Genomic DNA, 16852 nt, shown 5'->3' on the forward strand with positions numbered 1-16852 from the left:
CCCGGGGCGTTATACTCGTGTAACAGGGGCTTGGCTCACTTCTAGGTAAAAGGACGACACAGCATATGACAAACCTGATTCTGGCAGCGATTGCCGCATTGGTTGTTGGCATTGTCATCGGGGTATTTGTTGGCCGTTCCGGGCAGGGAACGACGCTTCGGCAGCGCCGGGCGGAACAGCAGATTGAGGAACTGAGAAGCGAATATACCCGCTACCAGGCCCAGGTGAATGAGCATTTTATGGAGTCGGCCCATTTGCTGCGCCGGTTCAATGACGCCTACCGCGATGTGAACCAGCACATGGCCCGCGGTGCCAATCGTCTTTGCAATGACGAAGACTGGATGGAGGAGTTGGCACAGGAGACTTCCAAGAAGCGCCTGGAGGAAGTGCGCGAGGACGCCGCCGAGCCGCCTCGGGATTATGCCCCGAAGACGGATCCGAAGGATTCCGGCACGCTTGCTGAGGACTTTGGGCTCAAGAAGGGTGATAAGGCTCAGCAGGCCTGAGTTCTTTTTTGCTCTCGCGGAAATTTGGGAGTTTAGTCTCGATAAGACTGCTAAGTTTGAGGAGGGACCGGGGTAATCACCCCTTTCCGAGAACCGCTACGAGCACATCCATGTGCGCTTGACGTCGGCCATCCTTGGCCGCCGACATTCTCGGAAAGGGGTGATTACCCCGCTCCATCAACTCCGTGCAATTCGCATCAAGCCTTCGTCTGACCACCTATTCGCGATCAGACCGGGTTGTCGCAATCGATGAATTTGTGGGCAACGCCAAACTCCTGGGCTAACGCCTTCCCGAGCGCTTGTACACCGTAACGCTCGGTCGCGTGGTGCCCGGCAGCGTAATAATGAATGCCACATTCCCTAGCCGTATGCGTCGTCGGCTCGGAGATTTCACCGCTGATATAGGCATCGAGTCCTGCATCCAGCGCCGTGTTAATAAACCCCTGTGCGGCGCCGGTGCACCACCCTACCCGCTTGATCTCAGCCGGACCTTCGCCAACCCAGAGCGGCTCGCGGTGAAGCTGCCTTGCGATGTGGAGACCGAATTTCTCGGGAGACATTGCTTCTTCCAGCTCGCCTTCCCACACCAAACCGCCTAATGGGCGCGGATTCCTGATATTGAGAACATCCGCCAGCTGACGGTTGTTGCCGTATTCGGGATGATCATCCAGCGGGAGATGGTAGGCGACAAGATTGATGTCGTTGTCCAGGAGTTGCTTCAAACGTTCTCGTTTCATCCCCTGAATGCGCTGGTCTTCACCTTTCCAGAAGTAGCCGTGGTGGACCAGGATCATATCGGCGTTCGCTTCGATGGCAGCTTCAATCAGCGCTTTTGAGGCGGTTACGCCAGAGATAACAGTTCTGATTTCGGACTTGCCTTCAACCTGAAGACCGTTGGGACAGTAGTCTTGAAAATCACCCGGCCTAAGCCATTCGTTTATCTTCTCAAGAATATGATTCCGTTCAGCCATAAATTCTTTCTCCGGACTATTTCAGAGACGTTCGACGAGCGAGGCAGGCGCCCCTTTCCGGGAATGTCGGCGGCCAAGGATGGCCGACGTCAAGCGCACATGGATGTGCTCGTAGCGGTTCCCGGAAAGGGGCGCCTGCCTTGCGCGCCCGCTAGCCCCGAAGGCTAGAGCAGTTCGAGGCCAGCAATCAAAGCATCATTCTGCTCAACAGTGCCAATGGTGATGCGCAGGAAGTCGCTGATTCGGGGCTTGTTGAAATGCCGAACGATAATGCCCTGCTCCCTCAGGCCTTTGGCCAAAACCTCACCCGGCTGACCGTTGTGACGGGCAAAGATAAAGTTTGCCTTTGAGGGTAACACCTCAAACCCAAGATCCTCGAGAGCCGCAGTGACCCGCTCGCGCTCGGAGATCACGCCATCGCAGCACTTCCGGAACCAGGCCTCATCCTCGTAGGCCGCCTTCGCGCCTGCCAGAGCCAGGCGGTCCAGCGGGTAGCTGTTAAAGCTGTTCTTTACACGGTTCAGGGCCTCGATCAGGTCCGGATGGCCGACGGCGAAACCGACTCGCAAACCGGCCAGTGAACGGGCCTTGGAGAGCGTCTGGGATACCAGCAGGTTCGGGTATTTGTCGACCAGGGTGATCGCCGATTCCCCACCGAAATCGATGTAGGCTTCGTCCACAACGACGACACGGTCCGGATTGGCGGTCAGAATTTCCTCCACATACTGGAGCTCCAGATAACGCCCGGTTGGCGCGTTCGGGTTCGGGAAGATCACGCCGCCGTTGGGTTGTTTGAAATCGTCCGGGTTGATTTCGAAGCTATCTGTCAGCGGTACTTTTTTGCTCTCGATGTTATAGAGGCCGCAGTACACCGGGTAAAAGCTGTAGGTAATGTCCGGAAACAGAATCCGTTCGCCGTGCTGGAACAGGGCGAAGAAAATGTGGGCCAGGACTTCATCCGAGCCGTTGCCGAGGAAAACCTGTTCCGGCGTTACCTTGTGGTACGCCGCAATGGTCTGGCGCAGGCTTTCGCCTTCCGGGTCCGGATAGAGGCGCAAGCCGTCGTTCAGTTCGGCCTGGATGGCTTCGATGACTTTTGGTGAGGGGCCGAAGGGGTTTTCATTGGTGTTCAGCTTCACCAGGTTGGCCATTTTTGGCTGTTCGCCTGGGACGTATGGAACCAGGTCGTTTACCAAAGGGCTCCAGAATTTGCTCATAAATCAGTCCTTAATCCGATATTCCGCCGAACGGGCGTGAGCGGTTAACCCCTCGCCACGAGCCAGAACCGACGCCACGCGCCCCATGCGGTCGGCACCGGCAGCGCTGAAACCGATGATGGAAGACCGTTTCTGGAAGTCGTAGACACCCAGCGGTGAGGAGAACCGTGCGGTGCCGCTGGTGGGCAGTACGTGGTTCGGGCCGGCGCAGTAGTCGCCGAGGGCTTCTGCGGTGTAGCGGCCCATAAAGATGGCGCCGGCGTGGCGGATGTCTTCGAGCATGGCCTCGGGGTCTTCTACCGACAGCTCCAGGTGTTCCGGAGCGATGCGGTTGGACACTTCGGCGGCCTCTTTCAGGTCGGCGACCTGGATCAACGCGGCGCGGTCGGTCATGGAGGTGCGAATGATATCGGCACGTTCCATGGTTGGCAGCAGCTTATTGATGCTGGCCTCAACCGCATCCAGGAATTCGGCATCCGGGCTGATCAGGATAGACTGGGCCTGTTCGTCGTGTTCCGCCTGGGAGAACAGGTCCATGGCAATCCAGTCGGGGTCGGTTTTGCCATCGCAGATCACCAGGATCTCCGAAGGGCCGGCGATCATGTCGATGCCGACAACGCCAAAGACTTCACGCTTGGCGGTGGCAACAAAAATGTTGCCGGGGCCAACGATTTTATCAACGGCGGGAATGGTTTCTGTGCCATAGGCCAGCGCGCCAACGGCCTGGGCGCCGCCAACGGTGAAGACCCGGTCAACACCGGCAATCGCTGCGGAGGCCAGGACCATGTCATTCACCACACCGTCCGGTGTCGGAACAACCATCACCACCTCGCTGACGCCCGCGACCTTTGCGGGAATGGCGTTCATGAGCACGGACGACGGATAAGCGGCTTTGCCGCCGGGCACATACAAACCCGCCCGATCCAGCGGCGTTACCTTCTGGCCAAGGACCGTTCCGTCTTCGTCTTCATACTGCCAGGACTTCTGGTTCTGGCGCTCGTGATAGTCACGGATCCGCTCAGCGGCTTTTTCCAGGGCAACCCGCTGGTCCTGGGGGATCGCTTCCAGAGCCTTTTGCAGTCGGCTCTGCTCCATTTCCAGCTCGGCGACAGAGCCAACCTTCAGGCGATCGAACTTCTCGGTAAACTCCAGAACCGCCTGGTCACCCCGGGTTTTCACCTCATGCAGGATATGACGCACCGACTCGTTCACCTGATGATCAACGCTGTCGTCCCAGGCCAGCAGTTTGGCCAACGCATCATTAAAGTCACTCTGGGAGGCGTTCAATCGGGTGATCTTCGCGGTCATAACTCAAATCCTGTATGGGATTAACGACTAACTGACTCTGGCCGGCTCTTGCACTAGAGCCGGCGTTTCTCAACAGCTGCGGACATCTTTTCGATTATGGGGTTAATACGCTCGTGTTTCATCTTCATGGACGCGCGATTCACCACCAACCGGCTGCTGATATGCTCAATCAACTCGCGGGCTTCAAGGCCGTTGGCCTTCAGTGTGTTGCCGGTATCGACGATATCGACGATCTCATCCGCCAGACCAAGAATCGGAGCCAGTTCCATGGCGCCGTACAGTTTAATGATGTCTGCCTGGCGACCTTGCGCCGAATAGTACCGGCGGGCCAGGTTGACGAACTTTGTCGCGACCTTGATACGACCGGAGGGTGGCGTCTGGTCTTTCGGACCGGCGGTCATCAGGCGGCAACGGGAAATATTCAGGTCCAGGGGCTCGTAAAGCCCTTCGCCACCGTGCTCCATCAGCACATCTTTACCGGTTACGCCAAGGTCCGCGCCGCCATACTGAACATAGGTCGGCACGTCGGTAGCCCGGATAATCAGTACCCGCACATTGGGATCCGTGGTCGGGAACACCAGTTTCCGGGACTTTTTGACGTCGTCGATCAGCTCAATACCCGCTTCCGCGAGCAGCGGCAGGGTTTCTTCCAGGATTCGTCCCTTCGACAAGGCGATGGTTATGGAATCTGTCATGGATTCTTCCGGTTTCCCGTTGTTGTCTTTCACGCTGGCAGGCGGCGGATAGTGGCACCCAGCAACTGCAGTTTCTCTTCGATACACTCGTAGCCGCGATCGATATGGTAGATGCGGTCGACAATGGTATCGCCGTCGGCCATCAGACCCGCGATCACCAGGCTGGCCGAGGCCCTGAGGTCGGTAGCCATGACCGGTGCGCCGGTGAGGTGATCCACGCCTTTGATGATGGCGGCATTGCCCTCAAGCGTGATGTCGGCACCCATGCGGATCAGCTCCTGCAGGTGCATGAACCGGTTTTCGAACACCGTTTCCACGATGGTACCGGTGCCTTCGGCCACTGCGTTCATGGCGGCGAACTGGGCCTGCATGTCCGTGGGAAATGCCGGGTAAGGTGCTGTGCGCAGGCTCACCGCTTTCGGGCGATTGCCTTTCATGTCCAGCTCAATCCAGTCCGGGCCGGTATTAATGTGGGCACCGGCCTCTTCAAGCTTGAGCACAACGGCTTCCAGCAGGCCTTCCCGGGTATCTTTCAGCTTGACCCGGCCACCGGTCGCAGCGGCGGCCACCAGATAAGTACCGGTTTCAACCCGGTCCGGCAGCACGTTGTAATGACAGCCGTGCAGGCGCTCAACACCGTTGATTTCGATGGTGGCGGTACCGTGGCCCTTGATATCTGCGCCCATGGCGATCAGACACTCGGCAAGGTCGACCACTTCCGGTTCGCGGGCGGCGTTCTCCAGGATGGTTTTTCCGTCTGCCAGCGCAGCCGCCATCATAAGATTTTCGGTACCGGTTACCGTAACGGTATCCAGGAAAATATGGGCGCCCTTCAGGCGGCCGTTGGTCTTCGCCTTGATGTAGCCGTTCTCAACCTTGATATCCGCGCCCATCATTTCCAGGCCGTGAATGTGCAGGTTTACCGGGCGGCTGCCGATGGCACAGCCACCGGGCAGGGACACTTCCGCTTCGCCGAAGTGTGCTACCAGCGGACCCAGCACCAGGATGGAGGCGCGCATGGTTTTCACCAGCTCGTAGGGCGCGTGGAAATGCTTGATGGTATTGGCGTGAATTTCCACGCTCATCTTCTCATCAATGATGACTTCAACGCCCATCCGACCCAGAAGCTCGATCATGGTGGTCACGTCGTGCAGGTGTGGCAGATTGCCGACGGTTACCGGCTCATCCGCCAGCAGGGTTGCCGCCAGAATTGGCAGTGCGGCGTTCTTGGCACCGGAAATCCGGATTTCACCATCCAGAGGCTTGCGGCCCCTGATCAGAAGTTTGTCCACAATAAATATCCTGTTTTGTCCGGGCCATTCAGCCCTGGCGCTCAGCCCATTCAGCCGGAGTAAATGCTTTCGGGTGAAGTGCGTGAATTGAGCCATCCATGATCTGCTGGAACAGCGCCTTGTTGATCAGTTGCTGGCGCTTGATGGTCGGCAGGCCTTCGAATACATCACCCACCACGACGACCAGGTAATGGGTACCGTCGACCTGTACCTGAACTTCACAGTCGGGCAAGGCTTCCTTGACCAGCTCGGTGACTTGGGTGGCATCCATAGAAAATCCTCGGGTGTTTTGAAATCAGGGGCGAGATTGTAACCAATTCCGGAGCTCGGGTCAGCTTTACTGTCCGGTAAACAAAGGGGCCGAAGCCGGAAAATTCAGTGCGCGGGGCTGGCCGATTCGGCGCCAAAGCCAGCAAGCTGATCATCCAGATTGCTCAGGGCAGCCAGCGACGACAGACGGCCGCTGACACCCCGGAAAGACAGGGCAATGCCTTTCTGGTGAGCAAGACGCTGCCAGCACAGCAGCATGGACAGAACCACGCTGTGGGCAGTCACCAGACCGTCAAGATCTATGACCAGATCACCAGATGCCGTCCTGATAAGCGTCTCGCCCTGCTTCCTCAAACCGACGACTGTCTCAGCCGTGACCTCGCCGGTAACCTTCAGGACGCCATCCGCCAGTTGAACCCGGGGCAGACCTGCGGTCATGAGTTATCCACTTCCTGCTCCAGATTGAGGGATTCAACCGCGTCACTCCAGCCGTCGATGACCGCCTGAATCTGGCCGCGATTTTCTTCCATTTCCTGGCTGAAGCGATCCCGGAACGCCAGACCGATATTCACGCCTTCAACGATGATGTTTTCCATCAACCATTTGCCGTCGGCGGTCTTGTACATCGAATAGGTCACCGGGTAACGATTACCGGATGCACTGATGACTTCCATCTGTACGGACGCACGGTCGTCGCTCTGGGGGTTGATGGTCGCTTCCTTGACCTGAATCTCGAAGTCGTCCGCATTGACCAGAGCCTGCGCGTAGCTGTCAAACAGGCTGCGCTTGAACTTGACCACGAACTCATCCCGCTGCTCGGGCGTGGTCTGGCGAGCATAGCGGCCCATCACCCGGGCAGCAATGCGGCGGAAGTCGACAAAATTCGTCAGCGCCTGATCCATGCTTTCATAGAAGGCCTCGGGATCCTCGTCATAAAGACCTCGCTCTTCATTGAGCTTCTCCACAAGGCGCTGGGTGTTCTCATCCACGTATTGGCGGAGATCCTCCGCTTCGCCTGCCTGCGCCGGCGTAACCAGAACCAGGGCCATCAGAAGGCCGAGCAGAATGTGGTGTTTCAATGCAAACATCAGGATCTCCTGTTGAATCTTCCCGGTCCGGATCAGCGGCCCGACGCAAAATTACTGATCAGTCGCTCAAGGTTCATGGCCGACTGTGTTGAATAGAAGGTATCGCCCTCTTTCAGCGAATCCATTTCGGCCCCGATCGATATATCAATGTACTGCTCACCGAGCAGGCCGGATGTACGTATAACTGCGGAACTGTCGGACGGAATGTTGTCGACGTCAGAATGGATCGACATCTCAACCCGCGCCTGAAAGGTCTCCTTGTCCAGACTGATTGCGTCGATGGTGCCAACGGTGACACCAGCCATGGACACCCGGCCACGGGGAGTAAGCCCGCCGGTATCGTTGAAGTTGGCGTAAATGGTGTAGGTGCTCTCGGCCGATTTCGGCGACAGTCCGCTCACCTGCAGCGCCAGGAAGAGCAGCGCAGCGCAGCCTGCGATCATGAACAGGCCAACTATGATCTCAGTGGTTCTCTGTGCCATTTCCGGCTCCGGTATTATTTCGTTAATCGATGGTTCAGAAATCGCCAAACATGACAGCGGTCAGTACAAAATCCAGCCCCAACACTGCCAGCGATGAGTACACCACAGTCTTGGTAGTGGCCGAACTGATGCCTGCCGATGTCGGCACACAGTCATAACCCTGGTAGACCGCAATCCAGGCGCAGACAAAGCCGAAAACAACGCTTTTGATGACGCCGTTCAGAACATCATCCACAAAATCCACCGACGACTGCATATTGCCCCAGAAGGAGCCTTCAAACACACCCAGCCAGTCCACACCCACCAGCATACCGCCCCAGATGCCAACCACCGAGAATATGACCGCAAGCACCGGCATGGCAATGAATCCGGCCCAGAGGCGGGGCGCAATCACGCGCCGCAGCGGGTCCACGCCCATCATTTCCATGCTGGACAGCTGCTCGGTGGCTTTCATCAGACCAATCTCTGCCGTCAGCGCCGAACCCGCGCGCCCCGCGAACAGCAATGCGGTGACCACCGGCCCGAGTTCCCGCACCAGGGTCAGGGCAATCATCTGCCCGATGGCCGCTTCGGAGCCGTAGTCGCTCAGGATAGTGTACCCCTGCAACCCCAACACCATGCCGATAAACAGACCGGACACCACAATAATGGCCAGCGACAGCACACCAACGGCGTAGAGCTGCTTCAGCAGAAGCGGGAAACCGGTCGCCGGCCTGGGCACACCACCGAGAACACCGGCCAGGAAACGACCTGAGCGACCGAATGATGAGACGATATCGAGCCCCAGACGCCCGAATGCCGCGATTCTCTCGATCAAGACACACCCCCGGACAATCCGAAGTCCCGGGCGGCGCCCTCAGCCGGGTAATGGAATGGCACCGGGCCATCCGGCTGTCCCTGGAGGAACTGCTGGACCTTCCCGGAAGCATGCGCCCGCAACTCGTCCGGCGTACCCTCCCCGATCACCTTGCCGTCCGAGATAATGCAGGCGTAATGGCAGATGCTGAGGGATTCAGGTACATCGTGGGAGACCAGAACGCTGGTCAGGCCCATGGAACTGTTCAGATCGCTGATCAGCTTGACCAGCACGCCCATGGCAATCGGATCCTGGCCGGCAAATGGCTCGTCGTACATGATGAGCTCCGGGTCCAGGGCAATACTGCGGGCCAGGGCAACCCGGCGGGTCATGCCGCCGGACAGTTCCGAGGGCATTAATTTCCGGGCGCCACGCAAACCGACGGCTTCAAGCTTCATCAAAACGATGTCGCGAATCATGTCTTCCGGCAGCTTTGTGTGGACGCGAAGCGGAAAGGCCACGTTCTCGAATACGTTCAGGTCGGTGAACAGGGCTCCACTCTGGAACAGCATGCCCATTTTTTCCCGGAGGCTGTAAAGAGCCTTGCGCTTGAGCTTCGGGACTTCATGACCGTCCATCACGACACTGCCGGAATCCGGCCGAAGCTGGCCGCCGATCAGCCGCAGCAGCGTTGTTTTACCGGTTCCACTGGGTCCCATGATGGCGGTAATTTTGCCGCGGGGAATATCCAGGCTGACACCGTCGAAGATACGGCGCCCTGAACGGGAGAACACGACATCCTTGAGCGATATGTAAGCCGGTGAATTCATAGTCCTTACCTTTTAAAGAGGGGCTACATTATGCCAAGGAGCGCCCAAGCTCAATCCAAAGTGCCCAAAATGTACTGATAGCAATGATCAGTTTGACTGAACTTTCGGTAACCGGGCATCGTTGCCGGGTGAAAATGGTATACTCTGCCGAACATTTTCAATGTCCCGACAGCCAGGCCCAAAGCCCGATGACCGAACAGACTCCCAACGATTTCCGCACCTCAGCCATACGCGCCATCCGTATCGAGCGCGACGCCATCGACGCCCTTGAGAGCCGGATTGACGAACAGTTTACCCGGGCCTGCGAAGTCATCATGAACTGCAAGGGCCGCGTGGTTGTGACCGGGATGGGGAAATCCGGCCATATCGGCAACAAGATCGCCGCCACCCTTGCCAGCACGGGCACACCGTCTTTCTTCGTTCACCCCGGCGAGGCAAGTCACGGCGACATGGGCATGATTACGCCCCAGGACGTGGTGATCGCCATTTCAAACAGCGGCAACACCAGCGAGGTGGTCACCATTCTGCCACTGATCAAGCGCATGGGTGCCCCGCTGATCAGCATGACCGGAAATGCCAGCTCCACCCTGGCCCGGGAGGCCGTCGCCAACCTGGATGTCAGCGTTATGGTAGAAGCCTGCCCCCTTGGCCTGGCACCCACGTCCTCCACGACCGCCACCCTGGTGATGGGCGATGCCCTGGCGGTTGCCCTGCTGGAGGCCCGGGGCTTCAGTGCCGAGGATTTTGCCTTCTCCCATCCCGGTGGAAGCCTGGGGCGGAGGCTGCTGCTGCGGGTGTCCGACATCATGCATAGTGGTGATCGCATCCCGATGGTCAACGAGAGCACCCCCCTGAGCGGTGCCCTTCTGGAAATCTCCCGCAAGGGCCTGGGCATGACCACGGTTGTCAATGAACAGGGCACCCTCACGGGCATATTTACGGACGGTGACCTGCGCCGGACTCTGGATCGCTCGGTGGATATCCACAACACACCCATCAGCGAGGTGATGACCCGGAACGGCAAAACCATCCAGGCCGATCATCTGGCGGCGGAAGCGCTGAACGTGATGGAAGAAATGAAGATCAACGCACTGCCGGTGACCGACGGCCAGGGCGCTCTGGTGGGCGCAATCAACATGCACGATCTGCTGCGGGCCGGGGTCATCTGATATGCGTCATGAATGGCCCGAATCGCTGCTGGCAAAAGCCGCCAACATCCGCCTGATTGCCCTCGATGTCGACGGCATCATGAGCGACGGCAAACTTTATTTCAGCGCAACCGGTGATGAACTGAAGGCTTTCAACATCCTTGATGGTCTTGGCCTGAAGCAACTGATGGCGGCAGGCATTACCGTGGCGGTTATCACCGGTCGAAAGTCACCACTGACCGAGAAGCGCATGCGGGATCTGGGCATCCCGCACCTGATGCAGGGACGGGAGGACAAGAAAGTAGCGCTTCAGGAACTGGTCAGCACCATGGATATCAGGCCGGAGGCGATTGCCTATATGGGCGACGATCTGCCAGACCTGCCAGCGCTGAGGTTCGCGGGCCTGGGAATCACGGTGCCGAACGGCTACTGGCTGGTGCAACAGCATGCCGACTACTGCACCCGGGTACCGGGTGGCAGCGGCGCAGTCAGGGAAGCCTGCGACCTTCTGCTGACGGCCCAGGGCAAGCTTGACGCAGCGCTGGCCCCCTACCTGGAGTCCGACGCGTGAACTGGCTGCCGGACCGGCCCTGGCTGCGAACCCTGGCGCTGGCTGGCACCGTGGCGGCAGCCGTGTTCCTGCTCTGGCGCAGCGATGAACCGCCGATGATCGATGACGAGGCGGCGGCGCTAAGAGGCGATGCCGAGCCGGATGGGTTCGTGGTCAACGGCCGGTATACCTCCTTCGATGAGTCCGGCAACCTGAAGATCCGGTTTGCCAGCCCCCGCATCGAGCAGTTTGAGGAAGGCAATCTGGCCACCATGGAATCTCCCCGGGCGGAGCTCTATGGCGGCGACGATGCCCTGCCCTGGATTGTCGAAGCCGACAATGGCAGCCTGCTCCAGAATGAAAATCTGGTGTATCTGACCGACAATGTCCGGATTGAGCGCACCATTGGCGAACGGGAGGCCATACTGACAACATCAACCCTGACTCTGGATAACGACCAGAGCATGGTCTACACAGACTCACCCGTAGAAATACGCGACGTTACCGGCATCACCCGGGCCACGGGCATGAAGGCGTGGATAGACGAGCGGATTCTGGAACTGAACTCCCAGGTAGAAGGACGCTATGAAACCGGAAACTAAACGATACCGGAGCCTGATGGCTGCCCTGCTGGCCTTTGCCATCACCGGGCCTGCAGCCGCTTTCGACCTTGACTCAGACACCCCCATCAAGGTCAGTGCCGACAACGCCCGACTGGATGACGGCCAGGGTATCGCCACTTACACCGGGGCTGTCGAGCTTGAACAGGGCAACACCCGCCTGAGCGCAGACCGCGTGGTCCTGTACCGGACTGAAGAAGGGCTGAGCCGGATCGAGGCCTCCGGCACCCCGGCGCGATACCGGCAGCCGACCCGTGAGGGCGAAGGTGAAACCGACGCACGGGCCCTGAACATTACCTGGTCGGCAACTGAAAGCCGCCTGACCTTTGAACGGGAGGCGGTCATCGAACAGAATGGCAACCTGTTCCGGGGCGATGTCATTCATTATGATACCGCTGGCCGGGTTGTAACCGCAGAGGGCGGCGCCGACGCCGGAGAAGGTACCGGCCGGGTAGAAATGGTGATTCAGCCACGCAGCGCCGACAGACGCACTGACAGACAGGAAACCGATGGCAGTTCTGAGAGCCAGTAATCTGGCAAAGAGTTACAAGCAGAAAAAAGTTGTGATCGACGTTTCCCTGGAAATACGCAGCGGGGAGATCGTCGGGCTGCTGGGCCCCAACGGCGCAGGAAAAACCACCTGTTTCTACATGATCGTGGGGCTTGTGCCCGCCGATCGCGGCCGGATCACGATCGACAGCCGGGATATTACCCCCCTGCCTATGCACGGCCGTGCCCAGCAAGGCATCGGTTACCTGCCCCAGGAAGCCTCAGTATTTCGCAAGCTCTCCGTGCGCGACAACATCATGGCCATCCTCGAAACCCGCCGGGGTCTGAGCAAGGCTGATCGGGAGAAAAAGCTCGAAGAGCTGCTTGAGGAATTCCACATTACCCACATCCGCGACAGCGTTGGCATGGCCCTGTCCGGCGGCGAACGCCGCCGGGTGGAAATTGCCAGGGCCCTGGCCATGGAGCCGGCCTTTATCTTGCTGGATGAGCCTTTCGCCGGTGTTGACCCCATTTCGGTCAGTGATATCAAGCACATCATCCGGCACTTGCGGGACAAGGGCATCGGCGTTCTGATCACCGACCACAACGTGCGTGAGACCCTGGACATCTGCGAGAATGCCTACATCGTCTCCGGGGGCCACATTATTGCCTCTGGCAACGCCGACGCCATCCTGGCCAACCAGCAGGTCAAGGAAGTCTATCTCGGCGACGAATTCAGGCTTTGATACCGAATGGCTGATTGTTTTGATGATCTGTAGCAAGTAAACTCGGCAAAGAACTTGCTAGGGTAAAACAAAACCACGGCAAGTAACCGGCATATAAAGATTTTTTTCACCACCCATGACACAAAGCGCTGATGAGTGACGGATCCTGAACCATGGTTATGAAAGCCTCCTTACAGTTAAAGCTGGGTCAGAGCCTGACCATGACGCCCCAGCTGCAACAGGCGATCCGGCTTCTCCAGCTCTCTACCCTCGACCTCCAGCAGGAAATCCAGCAGGCACTGGAATCCAACCCCATGCTGGAAACATCGGAGGATGACGACCAGCCGGACGCAAGCGCCGAGAATGATGAGCGCGAGGCCAACGCCGCCGAGTCTGCCGCTGAAACCGCGCCCGAACCGGCCAGCGACTGGGATGAGTCCGAAAATGGCCCGGACTGGGCCTCGGAAAACGACATTCCGGATAACATTCCGGACGACCTGCCGGTAGACACTGCCTGGGACGACATTTATCAGTCCGCACCAGCACCGGCGGCACGTAACGACGACGAAAACGATCATGATTTCGAAACCCGTAACTCACCCACTGAAACGCTTCGTGATCACCTGGAATGGCAGCTCAACCTGACCCCTTTGAGCGAACGGGATCAGGCCATTGCCCACGCCCTGATGGATGCAGTGGATGAGCGGGGCTATCTCACCAGCCCGCTGGAAGAGATTCACGCCGGCCTGCTGGATGAGAACGAAGAAGACCCCCTGGAACTGGATGAAGTTGAGGCCGTCCTGCACCGCCTTCAGCACTTCGACCCACCCGGTGTGTTTGCCCGGGATCTCCAGGAATGCCTGCTCATCCAACTCAACCAGCTGCCGCCGGCCACACCCTGGCTGGCCCAGGCACGCCTGGTGATTACCCATTACATCAACCTGTTGGGGAACCGGGATTACGCCCAGTTGCTGCGCAGAAGCCGCCTGAAAGAAGATCAGTTGCGGGAGGTCCTGGCGCTGATTACCGGCCTGAATCCACGGCCCGGTGACGTGATCGACCGTGCCGAGCCCGATTATGTGATTCCGGACGTGATCGTTCGCAAGCACAATGGCCGCTGGCGGGTAGAGCTGAATCCGGAAATTGCACCGCGCATCCGGGTCAATGCCAGCTATGCTTCACTTATACGGCGTGCGGACAGCAGTGCAGACAACACCTACCTGCGTGACCAGTTGCAGGAAGCCAAATGGTTTATCAAGAGCCTCCAGAGCCGCAATGAGACCCTGCTGAAAGTGGCGACCCGTATTGTCGAGCACCAGCAGGGATTCCTGGATCACGGCGAGGAAGCGATGAAGCCGCTGATCCTCTCGGACATTGCCCAGGCGGTCGAAATGCATGAATCGACGATTTCGCGGGTAACCACCCAGAAATACATGCATACCCCCCGGGGCATTTTCGAACTGAAGTATTTCTTCTCCAGCCATGTCAGTACTGACGAGGGCGGAGAATGCTCCTCCACGGCCATCCGGGCAATGATCAAGAAACTGATTGCCGCGGAAACCCCCAAAAAGCCGTTGAGCGACAGTAAAATTGCAGCCATGCTAGGAGAACAGGGGATCAAGGTTGCACGACGCACCGTTGCCAAGTACCGGGAGGCCATGCACATTCCGCCGTCCAACGAGCGTAAGCGGCTGGTCTGAACATCCGGGGGCAGGACAGGACGCAACACCGTATTCGCCGGCGCACAATGCGCCAGCACCCAGACCGGCTCCCCGGGAGCCGGCACGATGACAACAGGAGACGCCTATGCAACTCAATATTTCAGGCCATCACGTAGAACTGACTCCCGCACTGAAGGATTATGTTTCAGACAAGTTCGAGAAGCTCGAGCGTCACTTTGACCACATCAGCAACTGCCAGGTGACCCTGGAAGTGGAAAAGGTGCGCCAGATTGCGGAAGCCACGCTGCACGTGGTTGGTGGTGAGATTCACGCAAAGGCAGAAAATGAGGACATGTACGCAGCCATCGATGCCCTGATCGACAAGCTGGACCGCCAGATCCTCAAGCACAAAGAAAAGAATGTAGACCGGATGCACGGAAACGGCTCTCGCTAACTCGCTGTTTTCATGCAAGTCATCTAATCGAGCTGCGACATGCGTAAACGTGTCGCAGCCTTTTTTTAACGGAAATGCAGTCGACCCATGAGCGACACATCCCTGACCATAGACAACATTCTTGCACCGGAGCTGACCCTTTGCCGGGTTGCGGCGTCCAGCAAGAAACGGGCCCTGGAGTTTATTGCCGAGCAGATAAACCAGCAGGACAATACGCTCAGCGAAACCCAGATCTTCAACAACCTGATTTCCCGGGAGCGCCTGGGAAGTACCGGCATCGGCCAGGGAATAGCCATTCCCCACTGCCGCCTGGAAGGCCTTGCTCACGTGGTGGGTGTGCTGATGACGCTGGAAGAAAGCGTTGAGTTCGATGCCATCGACAATCAGCCCGTGGATCTCATCTTTGCCCTGATCGTGCCAAAGGAGGCGACCAGCGAACACCTGGAGCTGCTCAGTCAGCTGGCCGAGAAGTTCAACGAGCGATCATTCTGTGACCGCCTCCGGCAATGCGAGGATGCCAGCACGCTGTACCAGCGCATGACCGCCTCGGGCGGATGACATTCATTGCAGTGGAGGTAACGTGGTCATGAAGCTGATTATCGTCAGTGGCAGGTCTGGCTCGGGCAAAAGTACCGCCCTTCATGTGCTTGAAGACCTCGGATTCTATTGCATCGACAATCTTCCCATCGGCCTGCTCTTTCCCCTCACCCGGGAAGCGGCAAGCCAGACAAAACCCGGCCGGCTGGGCAAGATGGCCGTGAGCATCGATGCCCGCAACCTGTCGGGGGAATTAGCCAATTTCGAAGAGATCTACCGTCGCCTTCAGGAGACCGGAGTTACCGTTGAGATCATCTTCCTGGACGCCGATGAACAATCTCTGCTCCAGCGTTTTCATGCCACTCGCAGAAAACACCCGCTAAGCGACGACAAGACCTCCCTCCGTGAGGCCATAACCAGTGAGAAAAAACTTCTTGAGCCGTTGTCCAAGCTTTCCGACCTGTATGTGAACACCACCGGCATGTCCATGTACGAGCTCCGGGACATGGTGAAACAGCGTGTGGTGGGACGGAAAGATCAGGAGCTGGCCCTGCTGTTCCAGTCGTTCGGTTTCAAGCATGGCGTGCCGCTGGATTCCGACTACGTCTTTGATGTTCGCTGCCTCCCCAACCCCTATTGGGACACCAGCCTCAGAAAGTACGTGGGTACGGATCAGCCGGTGATTGAATTCCTCGAGAAAGAGCCGGTAACCAGCAAGATGGTTGACGATCTCAGGACATTTCTGGATACCTGGCTGCCCTCTTTCGCTGACAGTAACCGGAGCTATATGACCATTTCCATTGGCTGCACCGGTGGCCAGCACCGGTCGGTCTACGTGTGTGAACAGCTGGGCGAGTATTTCCGGCAACGCTACAGCAATGTGCAGGTGCGCCATACCGAACTGCCACACCTGCAGACGCGGGGAGAGATCTGATCAGCCCATGATTCGCCGCCCGATTACTATCATCAACAAACTGGGTCTGCACGCACGCGCCACCGCAAAGCTGGTTGCCACGGCCTCCGAATTCGACAGCAATGTCAGGATCAGCGGCAAAGGCCGGGACGTGGACGCGAAAAACATCATGCAGGTAATGATGCTGGCCGCCAGCAAGGGCACGGATGTGGAGCTCATGGCCGACGGCCCGGATGAGGAGCAGGCCATAGAGGCCCTGGTCGCGCTGATCAATGACTATTTTGGTGAGGGCGAGTAATT

At 58.2% G+C, this 16852-nt stretch carries 22 protein-coding genes; 11 read left to right on the plus strand and 11 right to left on the minus strand.

What is annotated here, in order from left to right; translation table 11 throughout:
* The first annotated feature begins 65 nt into the window (after positions 1-65).
* Positions 66-506, plus strand: a complete 441-nt coding sequence (locus ACESMK_RS05555; protein ID WP_372996099.1) for a YhcB family protein — start codon at positions 66-68, stop codon at positions 504-506.
* 227 nt (positions 507-733) lie between these two features.
* Here the strand turns inward: ACESMK_RS05555 and ACESMK_RS05560 are convergent, their stop codons facing one another.
* From ACESMK_RS05560 to ACESMK_RS05610, 11 genes are all read right to left on the minus strand, one after another.
* Entirely contained in the window at positions 734-1477 is a 744-nt protein-coding gene (locus ACESMK_RS05560; protein WP_372996101.1) for a Nif3-like dinuclear metal center hexameric protein, read from the minus strand.
* A 164-nt stretch (positions 1478-1641) separates the two neighbouring features.
* Positions 1642-2694 carry a histidinol-phosphate transaminase gene (gene hisC, locus ACESMK_RS05565; RefSeq protein ID WP_372996103.1) on the minus strand — a complete coding sequence of 351 codons (1053 nt, stop codon included), beginning with the start codon at positions 2692-2694 and terminating at the stop codon, positions 1642-1644.
* A gap of 3 nt (positions 2695-2697) precedes the next feature.
* The gene (hisD, locus tag ACESMK_RS05570; protein WP_372996105.1) at positions 2698-4002 is read right to left on the minus strand and encodes a histidinol dehydrogenase; all 1305 of its coding nucleotides are present in this window, start codon (positions 4000-4002) and stop codon (positions 2698-2700) included.
* A 53-nt stretch (positions 4003-4055) separates the two neighbouring features.
* Complete coding sequence (hisG, locus tag ACESMK_RS05575; protein ID WP_372996107.1) at positions 4056-4697, minus strand: ATP phosphoribosyltransferase; 642 nt, start codon at positions 4695-4697, stop codon at positions 4056-4058.
* A gap of 29 nt (positions 4698-4726) precedes the next feature.
* The gene (murA, locus tag ACESMK_RS05580) at positions 4727-5989 is read right to left on the minus strand and encodes a UDP-N-acetylglucosamine 1-carboxyvinyltransferase (RefSeq protein ID WP_372996109.1); all 1263 of its coding nucleotides are present in this window, start codon (positions 5987-5989) and stop codon (positions 4727-4729) included.
* A 28-nt stretch (positions 5990-6017) separates the two neighbouring features.
* Positions 6018-6260, minus strand: a complete 243-nt coding sequence (locus ACESMK_RS05585) for a BolA family protein (RefSeq protein ID WP_372996111.1) — start codon at positions 6258-6260, stop codon at positions 6018-6020.
* A gap of 104 nt (positions 6261-6364) precedes the next feature.
* Entirely contained in the window at positions 6365-6697 is a 333-nt protein-coding gene (locus ACESMK_RS05590) for a lipid asymmetry maintenance protein MlaB (RefSeq protein WP_372996113.1), read from the minus strand.
* A complete protein-coding gene (locus ACESMK_RS05595) occupies positions 6694-7347 on the minus strand; it encodes a phospholipid-binding protein MlaC (RefSeq protein ID WP_372996115.1) in 654 nt (217 codons plus the stop codon). Before ACESMK_RS05595 ends, ACESMK_RS05590 begins: the two co-directional genes overlap by 4 nt.
* Before the next feature lie 32 nt (positions 7348-7379).
* A complete protein-coding gene (gene mlaD / locus ACESMK_RS05600; protein ID WP_372996117.1) occupies positions 7380-7829 on the minus strand; it encodes an outer membrane lipid asymmetry maintenance protein MlaD in 450 nt (149 codons plus the stop codon).
* A 34-nt stretch (positions 7830-7863) separates the two neighbouring features.
* Positions 7864-8646 (minus strand): lipid asymmetry maintenance ABC transporter permease subunit MlaE, encoded by a 783-nt coding sequence (mlaE, locus tag ACESMK_RS05605; RefSeq protein WP_064228694.1) that lies wholly within the window; start codon positions 8644-8646, stop codon positions 7864-7866.
* Positions 8643-9455: an ATP-binding cassette domain-containing protein gene (locus ACESMK_RS05610; RefSeq protein WP_372996119.1), complete on the minus strand. Its 813-nt coding sequence runs from the start codon at positions 9453-9455 to the stop codon at positions 8643-8645. Before ACESMK_RS05610 ends, mlaE begins: the two co-directional genes overlap by 4 nt.
* Positions 9456-9643: 188 nt before the next feature.
* On the opposite strand from ACESMK_RS05610, the gene ACESMK_RS05615 reads away from it, so the two are divergent.
* The 10 genes from ACESMK_RS05615 to ACESMK_RS05660 all read left to right on the plus strand — a co-directional run bounded on the left by ACESMK_RS05615 (position 9644) and on the right by ACESMK_RS05660 (position 16850).
* Positions 9644-10624: a KpsF/GutQ family sugar-phosphate isomerase gene (locus ACESMK_RS05615; RefSeq protein WP_372996121.1), complete on the plus strand. Its 981-nt coding sequence runs from the start codon at positions 9644-9646 to the stop codon at positions 10622-10624.
* A 1-nt stretch (position 10625) separates the two neighbouring features.
* Positions 10626-11174, plus strand: coding sequence for a 3-deoxy-manno-octulosonate-8-phosphatase KdsC (gene kdsC, locus ACESMK_RS05620; protein ID WP_372996123.1), 549 nt, complete (start codon positions 10626-10628; stop codon positions 11172-11174).
* On the plus strand, positions 11171-11755 hold the full coding sequence (lptC, locus tag ACESMK_RS05625; RefSeq protein ID WP_372996125.1) for an LPS export ABC transporter periplasmic protein LptC: 585 nt from the start codon (positions 11171-11173) through the stop codon (positions 11753-11755). Before kdsC ends, lptC begins: the two co-directional genes overlap by 4 nt.
* Complete coding sequence (gene lptA, locus ACESMK_RS05630) at positions 11739-12305, plus strand: lipopolysaccharide transport periplasmic protein LptA (protein ID WP_372996127.1); 567 nt, start codon at positions 11739-11741, stop codon at positions 12303-12305. Before lptC ends, lptA begins: the two co-directional genes overlap by 17 nt.
* Positions 12283-13008, plus strand: coding sequence for an LPS export ABC transporter ATP-binding protein (gene lptB / locus ACESMK_RS05635; protein WP_372996129.1), 726 nt, complete (start codon positions 12283-12285; stop codon positions 13006-13008). The genes lptA and lptB overlap by 23 nt, the downstream gene beginning before the upstream one ends.
* A gap of 158 nt (positions 13009-13166) precedes the next feature.
* Positions 13167-14687, plus strand: coding sequence for an RNA polymerase factor sigma-54 (locus tag ACESMK_RS05640; protein WP_372996131.1), 1521 nt, complete (start codon positions 13167-13169; stop codon positions 14685-14687).
* 106 nt (positions 14688-14793) lie between these two features.
* Entirely contained in the window at positions 14794-15102 is a 309-nt protein-coding gene (hpf, locus tag ACESMK_RS05645; protein WP_372996133.1) for a ribosome hibernation promoting factor, read from the plus strand.
* Positions 15103-15189: 87 nt separating this feature from the next.
* Positions 15190-15660 (plus strand): PTS IIA-like nitrogen regulatory protein PtsN, encoded by a 471-nt coding sequence (gene ptsN / locus ACESMK_RS05650; protein ID WP_372996135.1) that lies wholly within the window; start codon positions 15190-15192, stop codon positions 15658-15660.
* Between the two features lie 28 nt (positions 15661-15688).
* Positions 15689-16573 (plus strand): RNase adapter RapZ, encoded by an 885-nt coding sequence (rapZ, locus tag ACESMK_RS05655; RefSeq protein ID WP_372996137.1) that lies wholly within the window; start codon positions 15689-15691, stop codon positions 16571-16573.
* A 7-nt stretch (positions 16574-16580) separates the two neighbouring features.
* Positions 16581-16850, plus strand: a complete 270-nt coding sequence (locus ACESMK_RS05660) for an HPr family phosphocarrier protein (protein WP_372996139.1) — start codon at positions 16581-16583, stop codon at positions 16848-16850.
* The last annotated feature ends 2 nt before the right edge of the window (positions 16851-16852 follow it).

The organism is Marinobacter sp., from assembly GCF_041687235.1.
GTDB lineage: Bacteria > Pseudomonadota > Gammaproteobacteria > Pseudomonadales > Oleiphilaceae > Marinobacter.